Origin of the sequence: Brevundimonas sediminis, assembly GCF_048799765.1 — a bacterium.
In the GTDB taxonomy this organism is placed as follows: Bacteria; Pseudomonadota; Alphaproteobacteria; order Caulobacterales; family Caulobacteraceae; genus Brevundimonas.
Genome location: NZ_JBLYQK010000001.1, coordinates 244519 through 265752, shown reverse-complemented (window position 1 = coordinate 265752; position 21234 = coordinate 244519). Strand labels below are relative to the sequence as shown.

Sequence of the window (21234 nt, the reverse complement as noted above, 5' to 3'; positions counted from 1 at the left end):
GTACGCGGAGCAAGGGCAGGATGGCCGGTCGGGAGCCGGCCCTCCTTGATGCAGATCAGAAGAAGCCGAGTTTGTCCGGGCTGTAGCTGATCAGCAGGTTCTTGGTCTGTTGGTAGTGATCCAGCATCATCCGATGGTTCTCGCGACCGATCCCGGACTTCTTGTAACCGCCGAAGGCCGCGTGGGCCGGGTACTGGTGATAGCAGTTGGTCCAGACGCGACCGGCCTGGATGGCGCGACCGGCGCGATAGGCGGTGTTCATGTCGCGGGTCCAGACGCCGGCGCCGAGGCCGTACTCGGTGTCATTGGCGATCTCGATGGCTTCCTCGAGGGTCTTGAAGGTGGTCACGGCGAGCACCGGGCCGAAGATCTCCTCCTGGAAGATGCGCATGTCGTTGCGGCCCTTGAAGACCGTCGGCTTGACGTAATAGCCGCCCGACAGGTCGTCCTGCAGCACCGCCTGTTCGCCGCCGGTCAGGACTTCGGCGCCCTCGTCCTTGCCGAGCTGGAGGTAGCCGAGAATCTTGTTGAGCTGCTGGTTCGAGGCCTGGGCGCCGACCTGGGTGTTCGGGTCCAGCGGATCGCCCTGACGGATCGCCTCGACCCGCTCGATCGCCTTCTTGATGAAGGCCTCATAGATGTCCTCATGCACCAGCGCGCGGCTGGGGCAGGTGCAGACCTCGCCCTGGTTGAGGGCGAACATGGCGAAGCCTTCCAGCGCCTTGTCGAGGAAGGCGTCGTCCTCATCCATCACGTCCTTGAAGAAGATGTTCGGCGACTTGCCGCCCAGCTCCAGGGTGACCGGGATGATGTTTTGCGTCGCGTATTCCATGATCTTCTGGCCGACGGCGGTCGAACCGGTGAAGGCGATCTTGGCGATGCGCGGGTTGGTGGCCAGCGGCTCGCCGACCTCGACGCCCGTGCCCGAGACGATGTTCAGCACGCCGGCCGGGAGCAGGTCCTGGATCAGCTCGGTCACCAGCAGGATCGAGGCCGGGGTCTGCTCGGCGGGCTTGAGCACGATGCAGTTCCCCGCCGCCAGCGCCGGCGCGATCTTCCAGGCCGCCATCAGGATGGGGAAGTTCCACGGGATGATCTGGCCGACGACGCCCAGCGGCTCGTGGAAGTGATAGGCGACAGTGTCGTTATCCAGCTCGGAAATACCGCCTTCCTGCGCGCGGATGCAGCCGGCGAAATAGCGGAAATGGTCGACGGCCAGCGGGATGTCGGCGGCCAGGGTCTCGCGGACCGGCTTGCCGTTGTCCCAGGTCTCGGCCTCGGCGATGGCCTGCAGGTTGGTCTCGATGACGTCGGCGATCCTGTTCAGGATCACAGCGCGCTGGGCGACCGAGGTCTTGCCCCAGCTGTCTTTCGCGGCGTGGGCGGCGTCCAGCGCCAGCTCGACGTCGGCCGCGTCCGAGCGAGCCACCTCGCACAGGACGCGGCCATTCACCGGGGAGGTGTTCTCGAAATAGCGGCCGTTGACCGGCGGCACCCACTGGCCGCCGATGAAGTTGTCGTAGCGCGCCTTGAACTTCGGGGTCACGGCGCGGATGAATTCGGGCTTGGTCACAGGAGCCTCCTTGTTTCCTCGGGCGCCGGTTAGTCGGCGTCGTTGGAGCGGAGACTTGGCCCCGGCGCGGAAAGCCGCCAGAGCCTGAAATCATGGTGCAGCGCACACGTGTCGCAAGGTTGCGACAGGCCCGCCGTCAGTGGTGATCGCCGCCCAGTCCCAGCCGGTTCAGCTTGCGGTGCAGGGTCGCGCGGCTGACGCCCAGCGCCCGGGCGGCGGCGGAGACATTGCCGCCGTTCAGGGCCAGGGCCCGGCGAACGGCGCCCCGCTCGGCCTCCAGCAGATCGGCCTCGACCGATCCGGCGCCCAGCACCTCGGACGCCGCGAGCTGACCCGCGATCCGCTCGTCGGTGATCGACAGGGCCAGACGGGCGGCGCGCGTGGCGCCGATGACCAGATCGTCCCGATCCACGGCCAGCAGGGCGGCCGTATTCCGCTCCGCCGCGTCCCCGGCCAGCACGATCCGGGCCTCGGCGAAGGCCTGGCGGAAGGTCTGGGCCTCGATGGCGCGCGCGGCGTCGGCCACGGCGGCGGCGATCAGGCCCAGCATCCCTTCGGTCGCATCCGCCCGGGCCGAGGAGACGTCCAGCAGGCCGGCGAGTCGCCCGCGCGGATCATGGATCGGATGGCTGGTGCAGCTCAGCGCGGTGTTGCGGCTATGGAAATGCTGGTCGCGGTGAATGGTCAGCGGGCGGTGCTCGGCCAGGGCCGTGCCGATGCCGTTGGTGCCCTCGACCGCCTCGGACCAGACAGCGCCGGGCCACAGGCCCCAGGCCCGGAAGGTCTCGTCATCCACGGCGGCGCCGCGCCGTTCGACCGGCACGCCGTCGGCATTGGTCAGCAGGACGCAGCAGCCGGTGTCGCCGACGGCCAGGAACAGGCGATCCAGCACCGGCTGGGCGGCGCGGGTCATCGGCTCCATCGCCTGTCTGGCCTCGAGCAACTGCTGCTCGGTCAGGGTCTGAACCCCGCCGCGGCTCTCCGGATCGAGACCGTGCAGGGTCAGCGATCGTCGCCAGGACGCCGCCAACGCCGACCGGGCCGGCCCCGCCCCGTCGTCCAGCACCTGTTTGATCAGGCTGCCGTGATCATGTCCTCGCCGTTCGCCCACGGGTCTCTCCGAGCGGTATCCGGAGGCGATAGGACGCCCGGATTGACGCGAGGTCAAATCACGGACGGAAGACGGGCGGGCACACTTCGGGGACGGGGCGGCGTTTGAGCCCCTCTCCCTGAGGGAGAGGGTCCTTAAATCACCACCACTTGTTCGGCCGCGCGGTAAACCCGGCGGCCTGTTCGAGAACGTCGGCGACCTGGAAGACGGTGGCTTCGTCCAGCGCCTTGCCGATGACCTGCAGGCCGAGCGGCAGCCCCCCCGAGTCCAGCCCCGCGGGCACCGAGATGCCCGGCAGGCCGGCGAGGTTGGCGGTCACCGTGAAGACGTCGTTCAGGTACATCGTCACCGGATCGATCTGCTTGTCGCCGAGCGCGAAGGCGGCCGACGGGGTCGACGGCGTCAGGATGGCGTCGACGCGGTCCCAGACGTTGTCGAAGTCCTGGGCGATGCGGCGGCGCACCTTCAGGGCCTTGACGTAGTAGGCGTCATAGAAGCCCGCCGACAGGACGTAGGCCCCGATGGTCAGGCGACGCTGGACTTCCTTGCCGAAGCCTTCGGCGCGCGAGGTCTCGTACAGGTCGGTCAGCGACCGGGCCTCTTCGGCGCGGTGGCCGAAGCGCATGCCGTCGTAGCGCGCTAGGTTCGAGGAGGCTTCGGCCGGAGCGACGATGTAGTAGGTCGGCAGGGCGTATTTGGTGTGCGGCAGGCTGATCTCGACGATCTCGGCGCCGGCGGCCTTCAGCCACTGGACGCCCTGATCCCAGAGGGCCTGAATCTCGGCGGGCATGCCGTCGACGACGTATTCCTTGGGCACGCCGATGCGCAGGCCCTTCACGCCCTTGCCGAGCGACTGCGTCCAGTCCGGGGTCTCGACGTCGAGGCTGGTCGAGTCCTTCAGATCGAACGAGCACATCGAGCGCAGCAGGATGGCGGCGTCTTCCACGGTCTTGGTGATCGGCCCGGCCTGATCCAGCGACGAGGCGAAGGCGACCATGCCGAAGCGGCTGGCGCGGCCGTAGGTCGGCTTGATGCCCACGGTGCCGGTGAAGGCGGCGGGCTGGCGGATCGAACCGCCGGTGTCGGACGCGGTGGCCGCCAGACACAGATCGCCGGCGACGGCCGAGGCCGACCCGCCCGACGAGCCGCCCGGGGTCAGTTCGGCGTTCGAGCTGGCCGACTTCCACGGATTGACGACCGAGCCGTAGGCCGAGGTCTCGTTGGACGAGCCCATGGCGAACTCGTCCATGTTCAGCTTGCCCAGCATGACCGCGCCGTCCGCCCACAGATTGGCGGTGACGGTCGATTCATACGGCGGGACAAAGCCCTTGAGCATGTTGGAGCCGGCAGTCGTCTGGACGCCGTCGGTGCAGAACAGGTCCTTGATGCCCAGCGGCGCGCCTTCCAGCGCCCCGCCCTCGCCTTTCGCCAGACGGGCGTCCGAGGCCCGGGCCATCTCCAGCGCCTTGTCGGTCGTCTGGACAACGTAGGCGTTCAGCTTGGGATTGGCGGCGTCGATGTTGGCGACGAAGGCCCTGGTGATTTCTTCCGAGGAAAAGTCGCGGGCCTTGAGGCCGTCCAGCGCGCCTTTGAGGGTCAGTTTGGTCAGGTCGGTCATGTTCTTACTCGACCACCTTGGGCACGACGAAGAAGCCGTCCGCCGACTTCGGGGCGTTGGACAGGACCGCGTCCACCTTGGCGCCGTCGGTGACGACGTCGTCGCGCAGGCGCAGGGGCTGGGCCACGTTCGAGGTCATGGGCTCGACGCCGTCGACGTCGACCTCATTCAGCTGTTCGATCCACGCCAGAATGCCGTTCAGCTCCTGGGCCAGCGGCTCCAGCCGCTCTTCGGGGGTCTTGATGCGAGCGAGGTGCGCCACCTTGCGCACGGTCGCGACGTCGACGGCCATGCGGCCCTCCAAATGCGAAACCTGAGCGGGCGGGATTAGCGGTCCCGGCCCGGATTCACAAGGATTCCGACACGGCTCGCCGCCTATTGTGCGGGCGTCACGGTGATCGCGGCGGGCGGAGCCCCGTCGGCGCCGGGAGTCCAGGCGACGATCAGGCGGCGCTCGCGGCTGCCGATCTGGCCGGTCGTCTCGTCCATCACGCTTTCCTCGACCTTCAGATCGACCCGGCCCGGCGCTTCGGACAGGACGGTGTAGTCGAGCACGTCGCCGATGCGGAACACGCGCCAGCCCTCGGCCGGAGACTCAAAGAAGGCGAGGTCGACGTAGAGGCCGTTCATCGCCGGATCGCCGCCCCCCGTGCCGAACAGCTTGACGGTCGCCCCGCCCTGCCCGGCCAACGGGTCCAGCTTCACCACGGCCGCCGCCTGCTGGATCGCCGCGTCGGTCGACGGCGGGACATTGACCGAAGGCCCGGCGGTGACCAGCGGCGCGGACGGAGCGGGGCCGGCCCCCGAAGAGGTCTCCGGCGCGGTCGCGGGCGCATCGGCGGGCGGCGCGGCGGGCGCTCCGGAATCACAGGCCGCCAGGCCCAGCAGAACGGCGGCGGACAGAATGAGGCGCGTCATCAAACCCTCCCGTTTCGGCGATCCGGGCAGCATTGCACTTTGACTCCGGCCCCGGCCAGCCCTACCGCGACACCGTGACCGTCCTGACCCTCGAAGAACTCGCCGCCCAGACGCCGCCCGGAACCCCGTGGCTGGGGCTGGACCTGGGCGAAAAGACCATCGGCGTGGCCGCCTCGGACGCCACCCGGATCATCGCCAGCCCAATGGAGCTGATCCGCAAGACGAAGTTCACCGACGACGCCAATCGCGTGCTGAAGCTGATGGACAGCCGCAAGGCTTCGGGGCTGGTGATCGGCCTGCCGCTCAACATGGACGGCACCGAGGGTCCGCGCGCCCAGTCCTGTCGCGCCTTCGCCCGCAACCTGCAGCGGCTGCGCGAGGTGCCGGTGACCTTCCAGGACGAGCGGCTGTCGACCACGGCGGTTGAGCGCTTCCTGATCGATGAGCTGGACCTGACCCGCAAGCGCCGGGCGGATGTGGTGGACCGCACCGCCGCCGCCTGGATCCTGCAGGGCGCGCTGGACCGCCTGCGCGGATGATCGGATTGCTCGCCGGCATCGTGCCGGTCTTCTGCCTGATCGCCATTGGCTACGGCCTGCGGAAATCGAACTTCCTGCCCGACGCCACCTGGCGGCCGATCGAGAAGCTGTCGATCAACCTGCTCTATCCGGGCTTCCTGATCCCCGCGATCTGGGGGGCGGACCTGTCGGGCGGCGGCGCGGGAGCCGCTGCGGGCGCGGCGGTGACGGCGGTGATCATCGTCGGGACCTGCGCCCTGCTGGCTAAGCCCTTCCTGAAGATCGAGGGCCCGGCCTACACCAGCGTCTTCCAGGGGGTGATCCGCTGGAACAGCTTCGTCTTCCTGCCGGTCATCCAGGCCGTGTTCGGCGCCGAGGGGCTGGCGCTGGCGGCGGTGATGATCGCCAGCATCATTCCGGTGACCAACATCGCCTGCGTCGCCGTCCTGGCCCGCTGGGGCGCGGACCAGAGGGGCGTCTCGCCGCTGGCCCTGACCAAGGCCATGCTGGCCAATCCGATCCTCGTCGCCTGTTTGACCGGCCTGGCGCTGAACGTCCTGAAAGTCCCGCCGATCCCGGGCGTCTCCGACACCCTGGAGCTGCTGGGCGCCGCGGCCCTGCCGCTGGGCCTGATCGTGGCGGGCGCGGGGCTGAGCTTCGCCGAGGTGGCGCGACGCAAGGGAACTATCGCGGCGGTGACCTTCGTCAAGCTGGGGATCATGCCGCCGCTGATGTGGGGCCTGTGCCTGCTCTACGGCGGTGATCAGACGGCGCAGGGCGCGGCCCTGCTGTGCGGCGCGGCGCCCGGCGCGGCCGCGGCCTATCTGCTGGCCCGCCAGATGGGCGGCGACGCCCCGCTGATGGCCGGGATCGTGGCCCTGACCACGGTCGGCAGCGCATTGACGATCCCGATCCTTCTGGTGCTGTTCCATTTGATCTGATCTCGCCCTAAGCGAAATCGGTCGAGTTGGACTGCGTCCAACGCGGCTTAGATTTCGCTCGGCTTGATACTGGACCATTTTTTGGATTCAGGTCGGATCGACCTGAAGCAAAAATGGTCTATAGCCGCGTCTCGATGACCCAGCCCGATGTCACCGACCTGATTCACGAACGGCTGGCGCCGTTTCCCCGCGATCATTTCCTGTCCGCAGGCGATCTGAACGCCGCGACCGTCCCGCCCCTGCTGGACCTCGCCGACGCCTTCGTCGACTTCAACCGGCAGAGCGCGAAGTCGCTGGACATCATGCGCGGCCGCACGGTGATGAACCTGTTCTTCGAGAACTCGACGCGGACCAGCGCCTCGTTCGAGATCGCGGCCAGGCGGCTGGGCGCGGACGTGACCGCCCTGTCGCCCAGGACATCTTCGGTGGCCAAGGGCGAGACCCTGATCGACACCGCCGCCACCCTGAACGCCATGAAGCCGGATGTGCTGGTGGTCCGCCACTCGGCCTCGGGCGCGGCGGCCCTGCTGTCGCAGAAGGTCGGCTGCGCGGTCGTCAACGCCGGCGACGGGCGGCATGAACATCCGACCCAGGCCCTGCTGGACCTGCTGAGCCTGCGCCGGGCCTTCGGCGATGTCGGCGGCCTGACCGTCGCCATCTGCGGCGACATCGCCCACAGCCGGGTGGCGCGCTCCAATGTCGCCCTCCTGTCGATGATGGGCGCGCGCGTCCGTCTGATCGGCCCACCGACCCTGGTGCCCGGCGATGCCGACCGCTGGGGCTGCGAGGTCTTCCACGACATGAAGGATGGGCTGCAAGGCGTTGATGTCGCGATGATGCTGCGCCTTCAACTGGAGCGAATGGAGGGCGCGCTGGTGCCCTCGACGCGCGAGTATTTCCGCTTCTGGGGTCTGGACCGCGAGAAGCTGGCGTGGGCGAAACCCGGCGCCAGGGTCATGCACCCCGGCCCGATGAACCGGGGCGTGGAGATCGACTCGGACGTGGCCGACGACCTGTCGGTGTCGCTGATCCAGGATCAGGTCGAGATGGGGGTCGCCGCGCGCATGGCCGTGCTGGCCGCCCTGTCCGTGCGCCGCGAAGGAGGCCTCGCATGACCGCCCTCGCCATCCTCAACGCCCGCCTGCTGGACCCGGCGACCGACTATGACGGCCCCGGCGCCCTGCTGATCATCGACGGGGTGATCACGGAAGTCATCCACGGGTCCCACGCCAGCGCGCCTGAAGGTGTCGAGGTTCTCGACGCGGGCGGCCTGTGCGTCGCGCCGGGCCTGATCGACATCCGGGTCAAGACCGGCGAGCCCGGCGACGAGCCCAAGGAGACGCTGAAATCGGCCAGCCTGGCGGCGGCGGCGGGCGGGGTGACCACCATCGTGGTCCAGCCCGACACCGATCCCGCCATCGACGACCCGGCGATGATTGACCACATCCAGCGGCGCGGCGCGGCTCTGGGTCTCGTCAACGTCCGGGCGGCGGGCGCGGCGACCCGGGCGCGCGACGGCCAGCGGATGGCCGAGATCGGCCTGATGGACGAGGCCGGGGCCCTCTACTTCACCGACGGCGACAAGGTGATCGCTAACACCCGCACCCTGCAGCGGGTGATGAGCTACGCCGCCGCCTTCAACGCCCTGATCGCCTGCCGTCCGGCCGATCCCTGGCTGAGCGAGGGTGCGGTGGCGACCTCGGGCGAGTTGGCGACCCGTCTGGGCCTGTCGGGCGCGCCCGCCATCGCCGAGCGCATCCAGCTGGAGCGCGACCTGGCCCTGGTCGAACAGACCGGCGCCCGCTTCCTGGTCGACCAGATCTCGACCGAGGGCGCGCTGGAAACCCTGGCGCGGGCGCGCGGCAAGGGGCTGGAGGTCGCCGCCTCGGTGTCGATCAACCACCTCTGCTTCAACGAGCTGGATATCGGCGACTACCGTACCTTCTACCGGCTGGACCCGCCCCTGCGCGCCGAGAGCGATCGGCAGGCGTTGGTCGAGGCGGTGCGGGACGGTCTGATCGACGTGATCACCAGCGCCCACGCTCCGGCCCCGGCCGAGGACAAGCGCCGGCCGTTCAGCGAGGCCGCGCCCGGCGCTGTCGGGCTGGAGACCCTGCTCCCGGCGGCCCTGACCCTGCATCACGAGGACGGTCTGGACCTGCTGGACGTCCTGCGCCCCCTGACCTCGGGGCCGGCGGCCCTGCTGGGGCTGGAGGCGGGCGTGCTGAAGGCCGGCGCGCCGGCCGATCTGGTGCTGTTCGATCCGGGCGCGCCGGTCGTGATCGACGCGGCGGCCCTGCGGTCCAAGTCCAAGAACTCGCCGTTCGACGGGCGGCGGCTGCAAGGCAGGGTGCACGGAACCCTGGTCGGCGGACGCCGGGTTTACGAGACCCGCTGACGGGACACCCCCGAATCAGCGGAAACTGCGCTGCAACACGCGCGAAGTCGTGATACACACGCATTGGCTGTATTGGGGGATTGAAGTGCAGGATCTGGTCGGGCCCGCCCTCGGGACGCTCGCCCTCGTGGCGGTCGGCGGCTACCTGCTGGGCTCCGTCCCCTTCGGCGTGGTCCTGACGCGCGCCGCCGGCGCCGGCGACGTGCGCAATATCGGCTCGGGCAATATCGGGGCGACCAACGTCCTGCGCACCGGCCGCAAGGATCTGGCTCTCGCCACCCTGCTGCTGGACGCCGGAAAGGGCGCAGCGGCGCTGCTGATCGCGCGCCTCCTCTTCGGGTCCGAGCTGGCCGGCGCCGTCGCAGGCGGCGCGGCCTTCCTCGGCCATCTCTTCCCCGTCTGGCTGAAGTTCAAGGGCGGCAAGGGCGTGGCGACCTTCTTCGGCCTGCTGCTGGCCGCCGCCTGGCCCCTGGGCCTGCTGGCGGGCGTGACCTGGCTTGTGGTCGCAGCCCTGTTCCGGATTTCGTCCCTGTCGGCCCTGGTCTCCTCGGCGGCCGCGCCGGCCTACGCCCTGCTGCCCCTGGCGGCGCTGGGCCTGCCCGCCCCGACGCCGATCCTCATCCTGGCGATCTTCACCGCCCTGCTGATCTGGATCCGGCATGCGGAAAACATCGGCCGCCTCCTCAAGGGGGCCGAGCCCCGGATCGGCGCGAAGAAGGCGTGAGCCTGACGCGGGCCGAGCGTTTCGCCCGCCTGCGGCTCGCCCGCACAGACCGCATCGGCCCCGTCGCCTTCCGCCAGCTGCTGGACCGTTTCGGCAGCGCCGGGCGCGCCGTCGACGCCCTGCCCGACCTGATCCGCAAGGGTGGCGGGGACTACGCCCTGCCCTCCACCGACCGCATTGAGGACGAGATCGCCGCCGGCGACCGGATCGGCGCGCAATGGATCGTGCTGGGCGACGCGGACTATCCGGAGCTTCTGGCCGCCGTCGATCCGCCGCCGCCGGTGCTGTGGGCGCGGGGCGACGTCGCCCTGACGGCCCGGCCCTGCATCGCCATTGTCGGCGCGCGCATCGCCTCGGCGGGCGGACAGCGCATCGCCCGCGGGCTCGCGCAGCAACTGGGCGAGGCCGGTCATGTGGTGGTGTCGGGGCTGGCCCGCGGCATCGACGGCGCCGCCCATACGGGAGCCCTGCCGACCGGCACGGTGGCGGTGCTGGGCGGCGGAGTGGACGACGTCTATCCGCCCGACAATGCCGACCTCTATGCGCAGATCGTCGGACAGGGCTGCATCGTTTCCGAAAGCCCCGTCGGTCACCGGGCGCAGGCGAAGGACTTTCCCCGTCGCAACCGGATCATCTCCGGCCTGTCGCGCGGCGTGGTTGTGGTGGAGGCCGAAATCCGCTCCGGCTCGCTGATCACCGCCCGGCTGGCCGCCGAACAGGGCCGCGACGTCTTCGCCGTGCCGGGCTCGCCGCTGGATCCGCGCGCCCGCGGGCCGAACGAACTTCTGCGGCAGGGCGCCATCCTGTGCGAGGGGCTGGACGACATTGAACGCGAGTTCGGTCGGGCGCGGGCGGTGCGCGAGCCGCCGCCCGACAATCCGTTCGAAGGCGCACCCGACGCCCTGGACGACGCCCTGATCGAGCGGGTCGCCGCCCTGCTCTCCCCCGTCCCTACCCCGCGTGACGAACTGGCCCGCGCCGCGAATGCGCCGATCGGCGCCGTCGCCGCAGCCCTGCTGGAGCTCAGCCTGTCCGGCCGTGCGACACTTCTGCCAGGCGGAATGGCGTCCCTTTAGACCCGTTTGTTCGCCTCCCGATTGACAGCGCGGCTTGCGCCAACCACGTTCCCGCCCCTCCGAAAGGCGCCTCCCCCTATGAATCTCGTCGTCGTCGAAAGCCCCGCGAAGGCCAAGACCATCAATAAGTACCTCGGTTCGGACTACACGGTCCTGGCCTCCTACGGTCACGTCCGCGACCTGCCGTCGAAGGACGGATCGGTTCTGCCCGACGACGACTTCGCCATGACCTGGGAGGTTGACGCCAAGGCGTCCAAGCGCCTGAGCGAGATCGCCGAGATCGCGAAGAAGTCCGACCGCGTCATCCTCGCGACCGACCCGGATCGCGAAGGGGAAGCGATCAGCTGGCACCTGCTCGAGGTGCTGCAGAAGAAGAAGGCGCTGAAGGACACCCAGGTCCAGCGCGTCACCTTCAACGCCATCACCAAGTCCGCTGTTCTGGAAGCCATGGCCGCCCCGCGCGACGTGGATATGGAGCTGGTCGAGGCCTATCTGGCCCGTCGCGCCCTCGACTATCTGGTGGGCTTCACCCTGTCGCCGGTGCTGTGGCGCAAGCTGCCGGGCGCGCGCTCGGCCGGTCGGGTGCAGTCGGTCGCCCTTCGCATCGTCGTCGATCGCGAGATGGAGATCGAGAAGTTCAAGGCGCAGGAATACTGGTCGGTCGAGGCCGATCTGGCCGCCGACAGCCCGCCCTTCACCGCCCGTCTGGTCAAGCACGCCGGCAAGCGGGTGCAGCGTCTGGACATCATCTCGGAAGCCATGGCGACGGCCGCCCGCGACGCCATCAACGCCGGGGTGTTCACGATCAACTCCGTCGAGAAGAAGCCGGTGCGGCGTTCGCCCAGCCCGCCCTTCATGACCTCGACCCTGCAGCAGGAAGCCTCGCGCAAGCTGGGCTTCACCGCCCAGCGCACCATGCAGGCGGCGCAGAAGCTGTATGAGGGCGTGGACGATCAGGGCGGCCTGATCACCTATATGCGGACCGACGGCCTGTACGTCAGCCCCGAGGGCATCGCCCAGGCGCGGGAGGTCATCGCCCAGCGCTACGGGCCGGCCTACGTTCCGGAACAACCCAAATATTACAAGACGAAGGCCAAGAACGCTCAGGAAGCGCACGAAGCCATTCGTCCGACCAACATGACCCGCGCGCCCGAGACCCTGCGTCTCGAAAGCGATCTGCAGCGGCTCTATGAACTGATCTGGAAGCGCACCATCGCCAGCCAGATGGAGTCCGCCAAGCTGGACCGCACGACGGTCGAGATCGAGGAGCCGGGCGGCCAGACCGCCCTGCGCGCCACCGGTCAGGTGGTGACCTTCGACGGCTTCATGGCCGTCTATGAAGAGGGCCGCGACGAGAAGCAGAAGACCGGCGAGGACGACGAGGACGACACCACCCGCCTGCCCGCACTGAAGGAAGGCGCGACCGCCAGGGTCGAGGCCATCCGCACCGAGCAGCACTTCACCGAACCGCCCCCGCGCTACTCCGAAGCGACCCTGGTCAAGAAGCTGGAAGAGCTGGGCATCGGCCGCCCGTCGACCTACGCCTCGATCCTGACGACCCTGCGCGACCGCGAATACGTTCGCGTCGACAAGAACCGCTTCTATCCAGAGGACAAGGGCAGGCTGGTCACCGCCTTCCTGGAGCAGTTCTTCCGCAAATGGGTGGAGTACGATTTCACCGCCGCGCTGGAGACCCGCCTCGACGAGGTGTCGGCCGGCGAACTGAACTGGAAGGTGCTGCTGCGCGACTTCTGGACCGACTTCCACGCGGCCACCTCGGCTGCGGGCGAACTGCGCACCACGGCCATCCTCGACGCGCTGAACGAGTCGCTCGGGCCGCACATCTTCCCGATGAAGGAAGACGGGTCGGACCCGCGCGAATGCCCGCTGTGCCATCAGGGCCAGCTCAGCCTGAAGACCAGCCGGTTCGGCGCCTTCATCGGCTGCTCGCGCTATCCGGACTGCAAATACACCCGCCCGGTCGCGGCCCCGGACGCCGACGGCGGCGGGGCGGACGGCGGCGATCGCACGCTCGGCACGGACCCGGCCACGGGCCAGCCGGTCGAGCTGAAGATCGGCCGCTTCGGTCCCTATGTGGAGACCATGCCGCTGGACGCGGACAAGCCGAAACGCTCGTCCCTGCCCAAGGGCTGGAGCCCGGCGTCGCTGGAGCTGGACCAGGCCCTGCGCCTGCTGGCCCTGCCGCGCGAGGTGGGCGTCCACCCGGAAGACGGCAAGATGATCACCGCCGGTCTGGGCCGCTACGGGCCCTTCGTGCTTCACGCGGGGACTTACGCGAATGTCTCTGACATCGAAGAGGTTTTTGAGGTCGGTCTGAACCGCGCCGTGGCCCTGCTGGCCGAGAAGCGCGCCGGACGTCCGGGCCGCGGGGCGGCCACCGCCCCACTCAAGGAACTGGGCGAACACCCAGAGGACAAGGCGCCCGTTCAGGTCATGGCCGGCCGCTTCGGCCCCTATGTGAAATGGGGCAAGGTCAACGCCACCCTTCCGAAGGGCACGGCGCCGGAAGACATGACGCTGGAAGCGGCGATCCCGCTGCTGGCCGAGCGCGCGGCCAAGGCGCCGGCGGCGAAGAAGAAGGCGGCCCCGAAGAAGGCTGCCGCGCCGAAGAAGGCCGCGACGAAAAAGCCGGCCGCCAGGAAGGCTCCGGCGAAGACGAAGGCGAAGGCGGAGGATTAGTCCTCCGCCCGTCCTACCGCTTCAGCAGGTGATCCCGCGCGGCGTTGACCCGCGCGGCCAGCCCCGCGGTGCCGCCCTGGTCGGGGTGGGCGCGGGCCATGACCCTTTTCCAGGCGGCGTTGATCTGGGCCCGGCTGGCGTCAGCGGACACGCCCAGAATGGCGCGGGCCTCGCTGTCGCTCATGCCTTCCGCGCGCGGCGCCACCGGGCGCAGGCGCGACGCCACGGTCAGCCACAGACCCGCCGCGACCAGACCGCCGCCGAACATCCAGGAGCCCCGGCTAAGCGCCAGCACGCCACCGGCGATCATGACGGCGCTGAACAGGGTGGCGGTGACCCGCCAGTGGCCGCGCCCGGCGCGTTCGCCCTGCCGCCCGAGCCGGATCAGGGCCCAGACGGCGATGGCCGCCAGGACCAGCCAGAGCGGGCTCAAGCCGCGGCGTCGAGCGGACTGTCGAGCAGCCCGCCCTCAAGGCCGAGCGCCTGCATCAGGTTGCGCAGCTCCTGACGGGCCGCGACGTGGGCCAGGGAGACCGCGACCGGGCGCACCTCGGTCGACAGGTCGGCCACGGTCAGGCCGAAGGGGAAGAGCTCGCGATAGATGACCCGGTCCCGCAGGCCCGGCCCCATGCGGAAGCCGACCCGCTTGGCCAGCTTCTCCATCCGCTCCTCGAGGCGACGGCGGTTGCGGGCCTCGGCCACGGCGAGGCGGTTGGTGACCACGATCCAGTCGATGGTCGCGTTACGGCCCTGGGTGATCGCCCGATGCTTGCGGGCTTCCCAGACGCTTTCCGAATAGATGGAGGGCTTGAGCAGATCGAGCGTGACCGGGTCGACCTGGCCCAGCAGGTCGAAGTCGACGAAGCTGTCGTTCATCGGCGTGACGATCTGGTCCGCCAGCCCGTGGGCGGTGCGCGACAGGGCCGTGTCGCCGCCCGGTGTGTCGATCAGGATGACCTCCGCCGTCGCCCGCGCCTCGGCGAAGGCGGCCTCGAAGCGGGCCAGTTGCTCGGTCTCCTCGGCCCGGGCGAGCGCCTTGCCGTCGCCCATGTCGGGCTCGGTCGGCATCGGCAGGCTCTGGCCGTTCGCGGCGGCCCAGGCGGTGCGGTTGGCGAAGAACCGGCTGAGCGAGCGCTGGCGCAGGTCCAGGTCGATGATGGCCACACGCTTTCCGGCGTGGAGCAGGCCGGCGACGATATGAATGGCCAGGGTCGATTTGCCCGCCCCGCCCTTTTCATTGCCGACGACGATGACCGTGGGGTCAGTCATGGAGGTTCAATCCCGAAACGGCCGCCGACTCACGCGCAGCCCCTGAACCGGGAGAATTGGCTCGCCGTGAGCCTCCGTCAACGAACCCCGGGATCAGGGCTGTGGATGCGGCCTCATGCCGAGCGGCGGCACCAGGGATCGTCGATCCCCGCGGCGGCGCACAGGGCGGCGGCGCCGGCGGCCGGGGCGCGCACCTTCAGGCGAACCAGATCGCGGCCGTTGACCGAGACGGCCTCGAACGTCGGCGTCAGACCATCCAGCGCCCAGCCGGCGCCGCCGGCCCTGAGGCGGGTCCAGGCCGCGCGGGCGGATTGCTCGCTGGAGAAGGCGCCCAGCTGAACCAGACCGCCGCTGCGGCGCGGCGCGGGCGCCGTCGCGGTGCGGGTCAGATCCGGCTGGCGCAGGGTGGAGCGGTCGATCGCGGGCTGAAGACGGGCGCGCACGGGCTCGGCCACGGCCTCGGCGACAGCCTCGACCACAACCGGACCCGGATCGCCCATCACCCCGTAGCGGGCGTCCCAGAGTTCGACATCTTCCATGACCTCGACGGTCAAGGCCTTGCGCAGGGTGCTTTCGCGGCTCGGGCGCGGGGCGGCCTGGGCCGGGCCCGGAGCCGGCGCGGCGCGCTCCCCGCCGTCCAGCGGCACGGAGGCCAGCTGGCGCGCCATGGTTTCAAAACGATGCGGATCGCTGTCGACCATGCCGCAGGCGCTGACGCCCGCGGTCAGGAACAAGGCCAGCACTGGACGGATCAGGAGGCTCGGCGTCATAAGCCACACCTTACCCGGCAGGTTTTGCCGCACGGTTCACAGACACGCCTAACGCGCAAGGTTAATCCATTCACCATGCCAGACGCCTCCGCCCTGCCCGTCGTCCGCACCATCGCCGACCTCCGCGAGACCGTAAGCGGCTGGAAGCGTCAGGGGTTCACTGTCGGCTTCGTTCCGACCATGGGCGCGTTGCACGACGGCCACCTGTCGCTGGTGCGCGAGGCCGGACGGCGCGCGGACAAGGTGATCGCCAGCGTCTTCGTCAACCCGACCCAGTTCGCCCCGACCGAGGATCTGGACGCCTATCCCCGGCAGGAGGGCCGCGACGCCGAGCTGCTGGCGGGCGCGGGCTGTGACCTGCTGTATGCGCCTGCGGTGGCGGAGATGTATCCGGACGCGGTGACCACCACGATCAACGTCGGCGCGCCCGCCGAGGGGCTGGAAGGCGCCTTCCGCCCGCAGATGTTCGGCGGGGTGGCGCTGGTGGTGTCCAAGCTGCTGCATCAGGTCCAGCCGGACATCGCCGTCTTCGGCGAGAAGGACTGGCAGCAACTGATGGTGGTGCGCCGCATGGTGCGGGACCTCGACATGCCGGTCGAGATCGTCGGCCTGCCCACCGCCCGCGACGGCCACGGCCTGGCCCTGTCCAGCCGCAACGCCTACCTGTCCGAGGCGGAGCTGGAGATCGCCCGCAAGCTGAACGGCGTGCTGGCCGAGGCCGGGATCAGGGCGCGGGACGGTTCGGTCGTGGCGGCTGAACAGTGGGCCGAAGGCGCGCTGAAGGCCGCGGGCTTCGACAGCGTGGACTATGTCGCCATCCGCCGGGCAGACGACCTGTCGGTGATCAAGGGCGCTCTGGACGGCCCCGCCCGAATCCTCGCGGCGGCGAAGATCGGGCGGACGCGGCTGATCGATAATATGGCGGTCTGATCATGCGAGTCACGATCGCCCTGGAGGAAGGGTTCGGTGATACGGGAAGCATCCCGACGGGCGAAGCCTTCTGGCTTGTCTCCTCCCCCGCCAATCGGGATCTGGCCGAACGGTTGTGGGCCGAAGGCGGGCGCGACACCAACAGCGCCGTCTTCAAACGTGCCGAAGGGTGGTCCGACGCCGAGGTCCTGATCGGTCTTTGGGGCACTTTGCTCGACCACCACCCTGACCTCACCGAGGTCATGGTCCCGGGCTATCGACCCGAGGCGGGTTTCGCGGAAGCCGTCGCTCCGTTCAGGGTGATCGACCTCGGCGACGCAACACTGCTGAGGCGTTAACCGACCGCCCCCACGCAGCCTTCCGCGCCGCCGACGCTGACCTTGGCGTCGGTCAGGGACAGGGTCCAGCCGTGGTGGGTAGCGAGGCCCTGACGGCGGATGCCGCCGCCGTCGCCCGCATCGCCGCCGACATCGACGATCACGCGGCGGCCGTTCGGGAGGGCGGCCGGATCGATCTTGCCGACGGCCAGGGCAGTCGGGATGTCGCCGCCGAAGCCGTCGAAGACGCTGAGACCGGTCCACTCGCGACGCAGGCCCGTCCACCAGGCGTCCTCGGTGTTGATGGCCAGGACGGCGACGCCGTGGCCCTCGGCGGCCCACTTCAGCGCGGCCTGCGGATCGCGGACGGCGCGCATGTCGGCGGCGGCGCCGAAGCGCAGGCGGGCGCCGTCGAAGGCGCGGGTCGGCTCGATCGGCGACCAGACCTGCACCTGCATCCGGCCCTGACGGGCCAGACCCCAGCCGACAATCTGACGCCACAGGCTTTCAACGGCTTCCCGGTTCTCCGGCGCAGCGTCGGCGATCAGACGATCCAGCACCATCTTCTCGCGGTCCGGACGCAGCTTCACGTGGGGACCGGCGGGGGCGTCCTTGGCCTTGCCGACCCGGGCGGCGATGGCGAGGCGGCGCTCGAACAGCGCCAGCAGCTCGTCGTCGATCAGATCGATCTCATGACGCAGGGCGGCCAGGGCCATGTGTTCAGGGGACAGGTCGGCGGGATCGGTCATCGAGGACGGCCAGACCTGTTGGAGGGAAGCGGATTGGGACACGGGGAGAAGACTTTCGATTTCAGTACGGCATGAAGCTTTTGCGGGCCGCCGCCCCTGGCGGGACGGTCGCCGGCGAGGCCGTCAGGACGCAGCGCCTGACGCCTCAGCCGGCGTATCGAAAGCCGTAGAAATACAGGTCCGCGGCCGCGGTGAAGCGGGCGAAAGACGTCGCAGCAATGGCTTGCGAGTGGACCATGAGCGTCAAAAGCCGCAACAATCGTGCGCGGTCAAGCGATTCCGGCGCTCAACAGGACGAAACGTGTGCGGTTGTCGCTGGAATCCTGAATGTCGTTGCGCAAAATCGACAGGTCATAGACCTCGGCCGCGCGCGCGGGAGCGACGGCGGCCCGGCTGTGATCGCCGGCCTCCGCCACGGCGCGGGCGGCCCCGGCGGTGTCGAAGGCCTCGACCGCCGTCACGCCCAGCGCCGCCAGCGAGGCCGGACACTGGCGCAGGGCGACCGGGTGGCTCTCGGCCGTCTTCACCGTCCGCAGGCTCGCCCCGTGCGGCGCCATCAGGGCCAGCCGGATCGGACGCCAGGCCTCCGACACCACGGTCAGGGTCGATTGCTCGATCAGGGTCGCGGCAGGCTCGACCCGGCCGATGGTCGAGTTCTCGACCGGGATCAGGGCCGCCCCGATTTCACCGGCCTTCAGCGCATCGAGCACCTCGGCGAAGGTCTCATAGGCCACCGCCTCGTCCCACGGACGCAGGTCCAGGCAGGCCTCATGGCTGAAGGCGCCGGGCGCCCCCTGATAGCCGCAGCGGCCCGGGGCGGTGTCGGTTTCGGGGCGTCCGATCTGTTCGGCCATGGCGTCGTCCTGAATCTGACGGGAATTTGAGCCGTCAGCGACGACTCGACAAGCCCGGATGTGGTGGTCCGCGCTGGCGGCTGAAAGACGGCCAAGCTAGGGTTTCTTCGGTCCTTTTCCGGTCGAGGCGTCCGATGTCCCTTCCCGTCCCGCCGAGCCGTCGCCGCCTGTTGACGGGACTGGGCGGTCTCGGGTTCGCCGGCGCCCTGTCCGCCTGCGCCACCCCGGCGAGACCCGTCGCCGGCCTTGAGACCGGGTTCGCGCCACGCCGGATCGCGCCGATTGTGATGCTGCCGAACCGGATCATCCGCATCACCGTCTGCACCCGCGCCTTCCGCGCATCCGGACCCCGTCTCGACGTCGAGCGGATCGGCGGGACCCACATCGTGCACAACTACGGGCATGGCGGCAGCGGCTGGTCGCTGTCCTGGGGATCCAGCGGCATCGCGGGACGAAAGGCCATGGCCCTGGCCGGCGAGGCCGGCGGGACGCCCGCGATCGCGGTCGTCGGCGCGGGCGCCCTCGGCCTGACCTCCGCCCTGACCCTTCAGCGGCTCGGAGCCCGGGTGGTGATCTACACGAAGGATCGTCCGGCCTTCACCCGCTCCATGCGCGCCACGGGGACCTGGACCCCGGACAGCCGGATCGCCGACGCCTCCCGCATGCCCGCCGATTTCGCGGACCAGTGGGCGCGGATGGCCCGCGAAAGCTGGGCGATCCACCAGACCTATCTGGGGACGGAGGGCGATCCGGTGGCGTTCCGCGACCGATACCTGCTCTCCGGCGATGAACCCTCCTCCGGCCCGCGACCGCCGATCGTCAGCGCCCCGGGCGCGCCAGAGGTCGAGTTCGCCACCTTCGACAATCCCCTGACCGGCGTGTCCCCCCGCTCCATCCCCCTGCCCGCCTCGGCCTCACCGTTCCCGATGGCCGGGACCCGGCTGACCAGCGGACTTCAGTTCAACGTCACCGAACTGGCGCGCCGGCTGGAGACCGAGTTCCTGCTGAACGGCGGGCGGATCGAGACGCGGGAGTTCCGGACACCGGCGGAGATGGCGGCCCTGCCCGAGCGGGTCGTGATCAACTGCACGGGCTACGGGGCCCGCGCCCTGTTCAATGATGCAGAGATCACGCCGGTCCGCGGTCAGATCGCTTGGCTGGCGCCGCAGCCCGAGGTCGACTACGGCCTGCATTTCCGCGGTGTGACCGTGATCTCGCGGCCGGACGGGATCGTCGTGCAGAGCACCCGCGGCGACATGCACGGCTACGGGATCGAGGACGAAACGCCCGATCGTCAGGAGGCCGAGGCGACGATCGGCGTCGTCGCCCCGCTGTTTCCGGACCTCAGGCCGCCTTCGACCGCGACTGCCGCCCGGACTTGAGCCGTTCGGCGACGAGGAAGGCCAGCTCCAGCGCCTGATCCGCGTTCAGACGCGGGTCGCAGTGGGTGTGATAGCGGCTGGACAGGTCGTCCTCGGTCAGGGCCTGCGCCCCGCCCAGGCATTCCGTCACGTTCTGACCGGTCATCTCAAGGTGCACGCCGCCGGGGTGAACGCCCTCGGCCTCGGCCACATCGATGAAGGTGCGCACCTCGGTCATGATCCGCTCGAACGGGCGGGTCTTGTAGCCGTTGCCGGCCTTCAGCGTGTTGCCGTGCATCGGGTCGATCGACCAGATGACCCGCTTGCCCGCCGCCTTCACCGCGCTCATGAGCGCGGGCAGGCGATCACCGACCTTGTCCGAGCCGAAGCGGCCGATCAGGGTCAGGCGGCCCGGAGTGTTGTCCGGGTTCAGGGCGTCGATCAGCGGGAGCAGATCGTCCGGCGTCATGGTCGGTCCGCACTTCACCCCGATGGGGTTGCGGATGCCGCGCATGAACTCGACGTGGGCGCCGTCCAGCTGACGCGTCCGCTCGCCGATCCACAGCATGTGGGCCGAGGTGTCGAACCACTCGCCCGAGCCGCCGTCCAGACGCGTCAGGGCGCTCTCGACGTTCAGCAGCAGGGCCTCGTGCGAGGTGAAGACCTCGACGCGGCTCAGGTCCGGGTGCGTTTCCGGGGTGACGCCGACCGCCTCCATGAAGGCCAGGGCCTCGGTGATCTTGTCGGCCAGCTCGCGGTACTGGGCGCCGGCGGCGTTGTCGCCCGCGAAGCCGAGGGTCCAGCGGTGGATATTGTACAGGTCGGCGTAGCCGCCGCCGGCGAAGGCGCGCAGCAGGTTCAGCGTCGAGGCCGACTGGTTGTAGGCCTTCAGTAGGCGCTGGGGATCGGGAACCCGTTCCTCCGGCGTGAAGCCCATGCCGTTGATGATGTCGCCGCGGTAGCTGGGCAGCTCGACGCCGTCGATCTGCTCCACGCCCGACGAGCGGGGCTTGGCGAACTGGCCGGCGATCCGGCCGACCTTCACCACGGGCTTGCGGCCCGCGAAGGTCAGGACCACGGCCATCTGCAGGATCAGGCGGAAGGTGTCGCGGATGTTGTCGGTCGAGAACTCCTTGAAGCTCTCGGCGCAGTCGCCGCCCTGCAGCAGGAAGGCGTTGCCCGCCTCGACCTCGGCCAGCTTGGATGTCAGCCGCCGCGCCTCGCCCGCGAAGACGAGCGGCGGCATGGCCCGCAGTTCATCCTCGACACGGCGCAGCTCGGCCATGTCGGGATAGTCCGTCGGCATCTGCACGACGGGTTTCTGTCTCCAGCTCTCGGGGGTCCAGCGCGTAGTCATCCCGGCAAGATAGGCCGATGAATCGGCCGGGACAACGCGGCGTGTTGGCT

At 69.6% G+C, this 21234-nt stretch carries 21 protein-coding genes; 10 read left to right on the top strand and 11 right to left on the bottom strand.

Annotated features, from left to right (window positions below; all coding sequences use genetic code 11):
• Nucleotides 1-55 precede the first annotated feature (55 nt).
• The 5 genes from exaC to ACLQ7T_RS01385 form a co-directional block, all read right to left on the bottom strand.
• A complete protein-coding gene (gene exaC, locus ACLQ7T_RS01405; protein ID WP_420477782.1) occupies nucleotides 56-1573 on the bottom strand; it encodes an acetaldehyde dehydrogenase ExaC in 1518 nt (505 codons plus the stop codon).
• 136 nt (nucleotides 1574-1709) lie between these two features.
• Nucleotides 1710-2684 (bottom strand): GAF domain-containing protein, encoded by a 975-nt coding sequence (locus tag ACLQ7T_RS01400; RefSeq protein WP_420477781.1) that lies wholly within the window; start codon nucleotides 2682-2684, stop codon nucleotides 1710-1712.
• Between the two features lie 139 nt (nucleotides 2685-2823).
• Nucleotides 2824-4302, bottom strand: coding sequence for an Asp-tRNA(Asn)/Glu-tRNA(Gln) amidotransferase subunit GatA (gene gatA / locus ACLQ7T_RS01395; protein ID WP_420477780.1), 1479 nt, complete (start codon nucleotides 4300-4302; stop codon nucleotides 2824-2826).
• Between the two features lie 4 nt (nucleotides 4303-4306).
• Nucleotides 4307-4594, bottom strand: a complete 288-nt coding sequence (gene gatC / locus ACLQ7T_RS01390; protein WP_141626729.1) for an Asp-tRNA(Asn)/Glu-tRNA(Gln) amidotransferase subunit GatC — start codon at nucleotides 4592-4594, stop codon at nucleotides 4307-4309.
• A gap of 83 nt (nucleotides 4595-4677) precedes the next feature.
• Nucleotides 4678-5220, bottom strand: coding sequence for a hypothetical protein (locus ACLQ7T_RS01385; RefSeq protein ID WP_420477779.1), 543 nt, complete (start codon nucleotides 5218-5220; stop codon nucleotides 4678-4680).
• A 74-nt stretch (nucleotides 5221-5294) separates the two neighbouring features.
• On the opposite strand from ACLQ7T_RS01385, the gene ruvX reads away from it, so the two are divergent.
• The 7 genes from ruvX to topA all read left to right on the top strand — a co-directional run bounded on the left by ruvX (nucleotide 5295) and on the right by topA (nucleotide 13577).
• On the top strand, nucleotides 5295-5759 hold the full coding sequence (gene ruvX / locus ACLQ7T_RS01380; RefSeq protein WP_420470070.1) for a Holliday junction resolvase RuvX: 465 nt from the start codon (nucleotides 5295-5297) through the stop codon (nucleotides 5757-5759).
• A complete protein-coding gene (locus ACLQ7T_RS01375; RefSeq protein ID WP_420477778.1) occupies nucleotides 5756-6679 on the top strand; it encodes an AEC family transporter in 924 nt (307 codons plus the stop codon). The genes ruvX and ACLQ7T_RS01375 overlap by 4 nt, the downstream gene beginning before the upstream one ends.
• A 134-nt stretch (nucleotides 6680-6813) precedes the next feature.
• Nucleotides 6814-7794, top strand: a complete 981-nt coding sequence (locus ACLQ7T_RS01370) for an aspartate carbamoyltransferase catalytic subunit (protein ID WP_420477777.1) — start codon at nucleotides 6814-6816, stop codon at nucleotides 7792-7794.
• Nucleotides 7791-9077, top strand: coding sequence for a dihydroorotase (gene pyrC / locus ACLQ7T_RS01365; protein ID WP_420477776.1), 1287 nt, complete (start codon nucleotides 7791-7793; stop codon nucleotides 9075-9077). Before ACLQ7T_RS01370 ends, pyrC begins: the two co-directional genes overlap by 4 nt.
• 85 nt (nucleotides 9078-9162) lie before the next feature.
• A complete protein-coding gene (plsY, locus tag ACLQ7T_RS01360) occupies nucleotides 9163-9801 on the top strand; it encodes a glycerol-3-phosphate 1-O-acyltransferase PlsY (protein WP_420477799.1) in 639 nt (212 codons plus the stop codon).
• Complete coding sequence (dprA, locus tag ACLQ7T_RS01355) at nucleotides 9798-10877, top strand: DNA-processing protein DprA (protein WP_420477775.1); 1080 nt, start codon at nucleotides 9798-9800, stop codon at nucleotides 10875-10877. Before plsY ends, dprA begins: the two co-directional genes overlap by 4 nt.
• Nucleotides 10878-10955: 78 nt before the next feature.
• Nucleotides 10956-13577, top strand: a complete 2622-nt coding sequence (gene topA, locus ACLQ7T_RS01350; protein WP_420477774.1) for a type I DNA topoisomerase — start codon at nucleotides 10956-10958, stop codon at nucleotides 13575-13577.
• Between the two features lie 13 nt (nucleotides 13578-13590).
• Here the strand turns inward: topA and ACLQ7T_RS01345 are convergent, their stop codons facing one another.
• The 3 genes from ACLQ7T_RS01345 to ACLQ7T_RS01335 form a co-directional block, all read right to left on the bottom strand.
• Nucleotides 13591-14010, bottom strand: a complete 420-nt coding sequence (locus ACLQ7T_RS01345; RefSeq protein ID WP_420477773.1) for a J domain-containing protein — start codon at nucleotides 14008-14010, stop codon at nucleotides 13591-13593.
• On the bottom strand, nucleotides 14007-14846 hold the full coding sequence (locus ACLQ7T_RS01340) for a division plane positioning ATPase MipZ (RefSeq protein WP_420477772.1): 840 nt from the start codon (nucleotides 14844-14846) through the stop codon (nucleotides 14007-14009). Before ACLQ7T_RS01340 ends, ACLQ7T_RS01345 begins: the two co-directional genes overlap by 4 nt.
• A gap of 113 nt (nucleotides 14847-14959) precedes the next feature.
• Complete coding sequence (locus tag ACLQ7T_RS01335; RefSeq protein WP_420477771.1) at nucleotides 14960-15616, bottom strand: SPOR domain-containing protein; 657 nt, start codon at nucleotides 15614-15616, stop codon at nucleotides 14960-14962.
• Between the two features lie 75 nt (nucleotides 15617-15691).
• Between ACLQ7T_RS01335 and panC the strand changes: the two genes are divergently transcribed.
• Both panC and ACLQ7T_RS01325 read left to right on the top strand, forming a co-directional pair.
• Nucleotides 15692-16546, top strand: coding sequence for a pantoate--beta-alanine ligase (gene panC, locus ACLQ7T_RS01330; RefSeq protein WP_420477770.1), 855 nt, complete (start codon nucleotides 15692-15694; stop codon nucleotides 16544-16546).
• 2 nt (nucleotides 16547-16548) lie between these two features.
• A complete protein-coding gene (locus ACLQ7T_RS01325; RefSeq protein WP_420477769.1) occupies nucleotides 16549-16884 on the top strand; it encodes a hypothetical protein in 336 nt (111 codons plus the stop codon).
• Here the strand turns inward: ACLQ7T_RS01325 and ACLQ7T_RS01320 are convergent.
• Together ACLQ7T_RS01320 and ACLQ7T_RS01315 are read right to left on the bottom strand one after the other, a co-directional pair.
• The gene (locus tag ACLQ7T_RS01320) at nucleotides 16881-17612 is read right to left on the bottom strand and encodes a chorismate mutase (protein ID WP_420477768.1); all 732 of its coding nucleotides are present in this window, start codon (nucleotides 17610-17612) and stop codon (nucleotides 16881-16883) included. The genes ACLQ7T_RS01325 and ACLQ7T_RS01320 overlap by 4 nt on opposite strands.
• A 269-nt stretch (nucleotides 17613-17881) precedes the next feature.
• On the bottom strand, nucleotides 17882-18466 hold the full coding sequence (locus tag ACLQ7T_RS01315; protein WP_420469763.1) for a prephenate dehydratase domain-containing protein: 585 nt from the start codon (nucleotides 18464-18466) through the stop codon (nucleotides 17882-17884).
• 134 nt (nucleotides 18467-18600) lie between these two features.
• Here ACLQ7T_RS01315 and ACLQ7T_RS01310 point away from each other — a divergent pair, with 134 nt between their 5' ends.
• On the top strand, nucleotides 18601-19848 hold the full coding sequence (locus tag ACLQ7T_RS01310; RefSeq protein ID WP_420477767.1) for an FAD-dependent oxidoreductase: 1248 nt from the start codon (nucleotides 18601-18603) through the stop codon (nucleotides 19846-19848).
• On the opposite strand, the gene ACLQ7T_RS01305 is transcribed toward ACLQ7T_RS01310, so the two are convergent.
• Nucleotides 19811-21184 carry a class II 3-deoxy-7-phosphoheptulonate synthase gene (locus ACLQ7T_RS01305; protein ID WP_420477766.1) on the bottom strand — a complete coding sequence of 458 codons (1374 nt, stop codon included), beginning with the start codon at nucleotides 21182-21184 and terminating at the stop codon, nucleotides 19811-19813. The genes ACLQ7T_RS01310 and ACLQ7T_RS01305 overlap by 38 nt on opposite strands.
• Nucleotides 21185-21234: the final 50 nt, after the last annotated feature.

Excerpts from the sequence above, each read along its gene's own strand:
- gatA (WP_420477780.1), bottom strand. The coding sequence starts at position 4,302 with ATGACCGACCTGACCAAACTGACCCTCAAAGGCGCGCTGGACGGCCTC.
- gatC (WP_141626729.1), bottom strand. The coding sequence starts at position 4,594 with ATGGCCGTCGACGTCGCGACCGTGCGCAAGGTGGCGCACCTCGCTCGC.
- ACLQ7T_RS01385 (WP_420477779.1), bottom strand. The coding sequence starts at position 5,220 with ATGACGCGCCTCATTCTGTCCGCCGCCGTTCTGCTGGGCCTGGCGGCC.
- ACLQ7T_RS01375 (WP_420477778.1), top strand. The coding sequence starts at position 5,756 with ATGATCGGATTGCTCGCCGGCATCGTGCCGGTCTTCTGCCTGATCGCC.
- ACLQ7T_RS01370 (WP_420477777.1), top strand. The coding sequence starts at position 6,814 with ATGACCCAGCCCGATGTCACCGACCTGATTCACGAACGGCTGGCGCCG.
- pyrC (WP_420477776.1), top strand. The coding sequence starts at position 7,791 with ATGACCGCCCTCGCCATCCTCAACGCCCGCCTGCTGGACCCGGCGACC.
- topA (WP_420477774.1), top strand. The coding sequence starts at position 10,956 with ATGAATCTCGTCGTCGTCGAAAGCCCCGCGAAGGCCAAGACCATCAAT.
- ACLQ7T_RS01340 (WP_420477772.1), bottom strand. The coding sequence starts at position 14,846 with ATGACTGACCCCACGGTCATCGTCGTCGGCAATGAAAAGGGCGGGGCG.
- ACLQ7T_RS01335 (WP_420477771.1), bottom strand. The coding sequence starts at position 15,616 with ATGACGCCGAGCCTCCTGATCCGTCCAGTGCTGGCCTTGTTCCTGACC.
- panC (WP_420477770.1), top strand. The coding sequence starts at position 15,692 with ATGCCAGACGCCTCCGCCCTGCCCGTCGTCCGCACCATCGCCGACCTC.
- ACLQ7T_RS01325 (WP_420477769.1), top strand. The coding sequence starts at position 16,549 with ATGCGAGTCACGATCGCCCTGGAGGAAGGGTTCGGTGATACGGGAAGC.
- ACLQ7T_RS01320 (WP_420477768.1), bottom strand. The coding sequence starts at position 17,612 with ATGACCGATCCCGCCGACCTGTCCCCTGAACACATGGCCCTGGCCGCC.
- ACLQ7T_RS01315 (WP_420469763.1), bottom strand. The coding sequence starts at position 18,466 with ATGGCCGAACAGATCGGACGCCCCGAAACCGACACCGCCCCGGGCCGC.
- ACLQ7T_RS01310 (WP_420477767.1), top strand. The coding sequence starts at position 18,601 with ATGTCCCTTCCCGTCCCGCCGAGCCGTCGCCGCCTGTTGACGGGACTG.
- ACLQ7T_RS01305 (WP_420477766.1), bottom strand. The coding sequence starts at position 21,184 with ATGACTACGCGCTGGACCCCCGAGAGCTGGAGACAGAAACCCGTCGTG.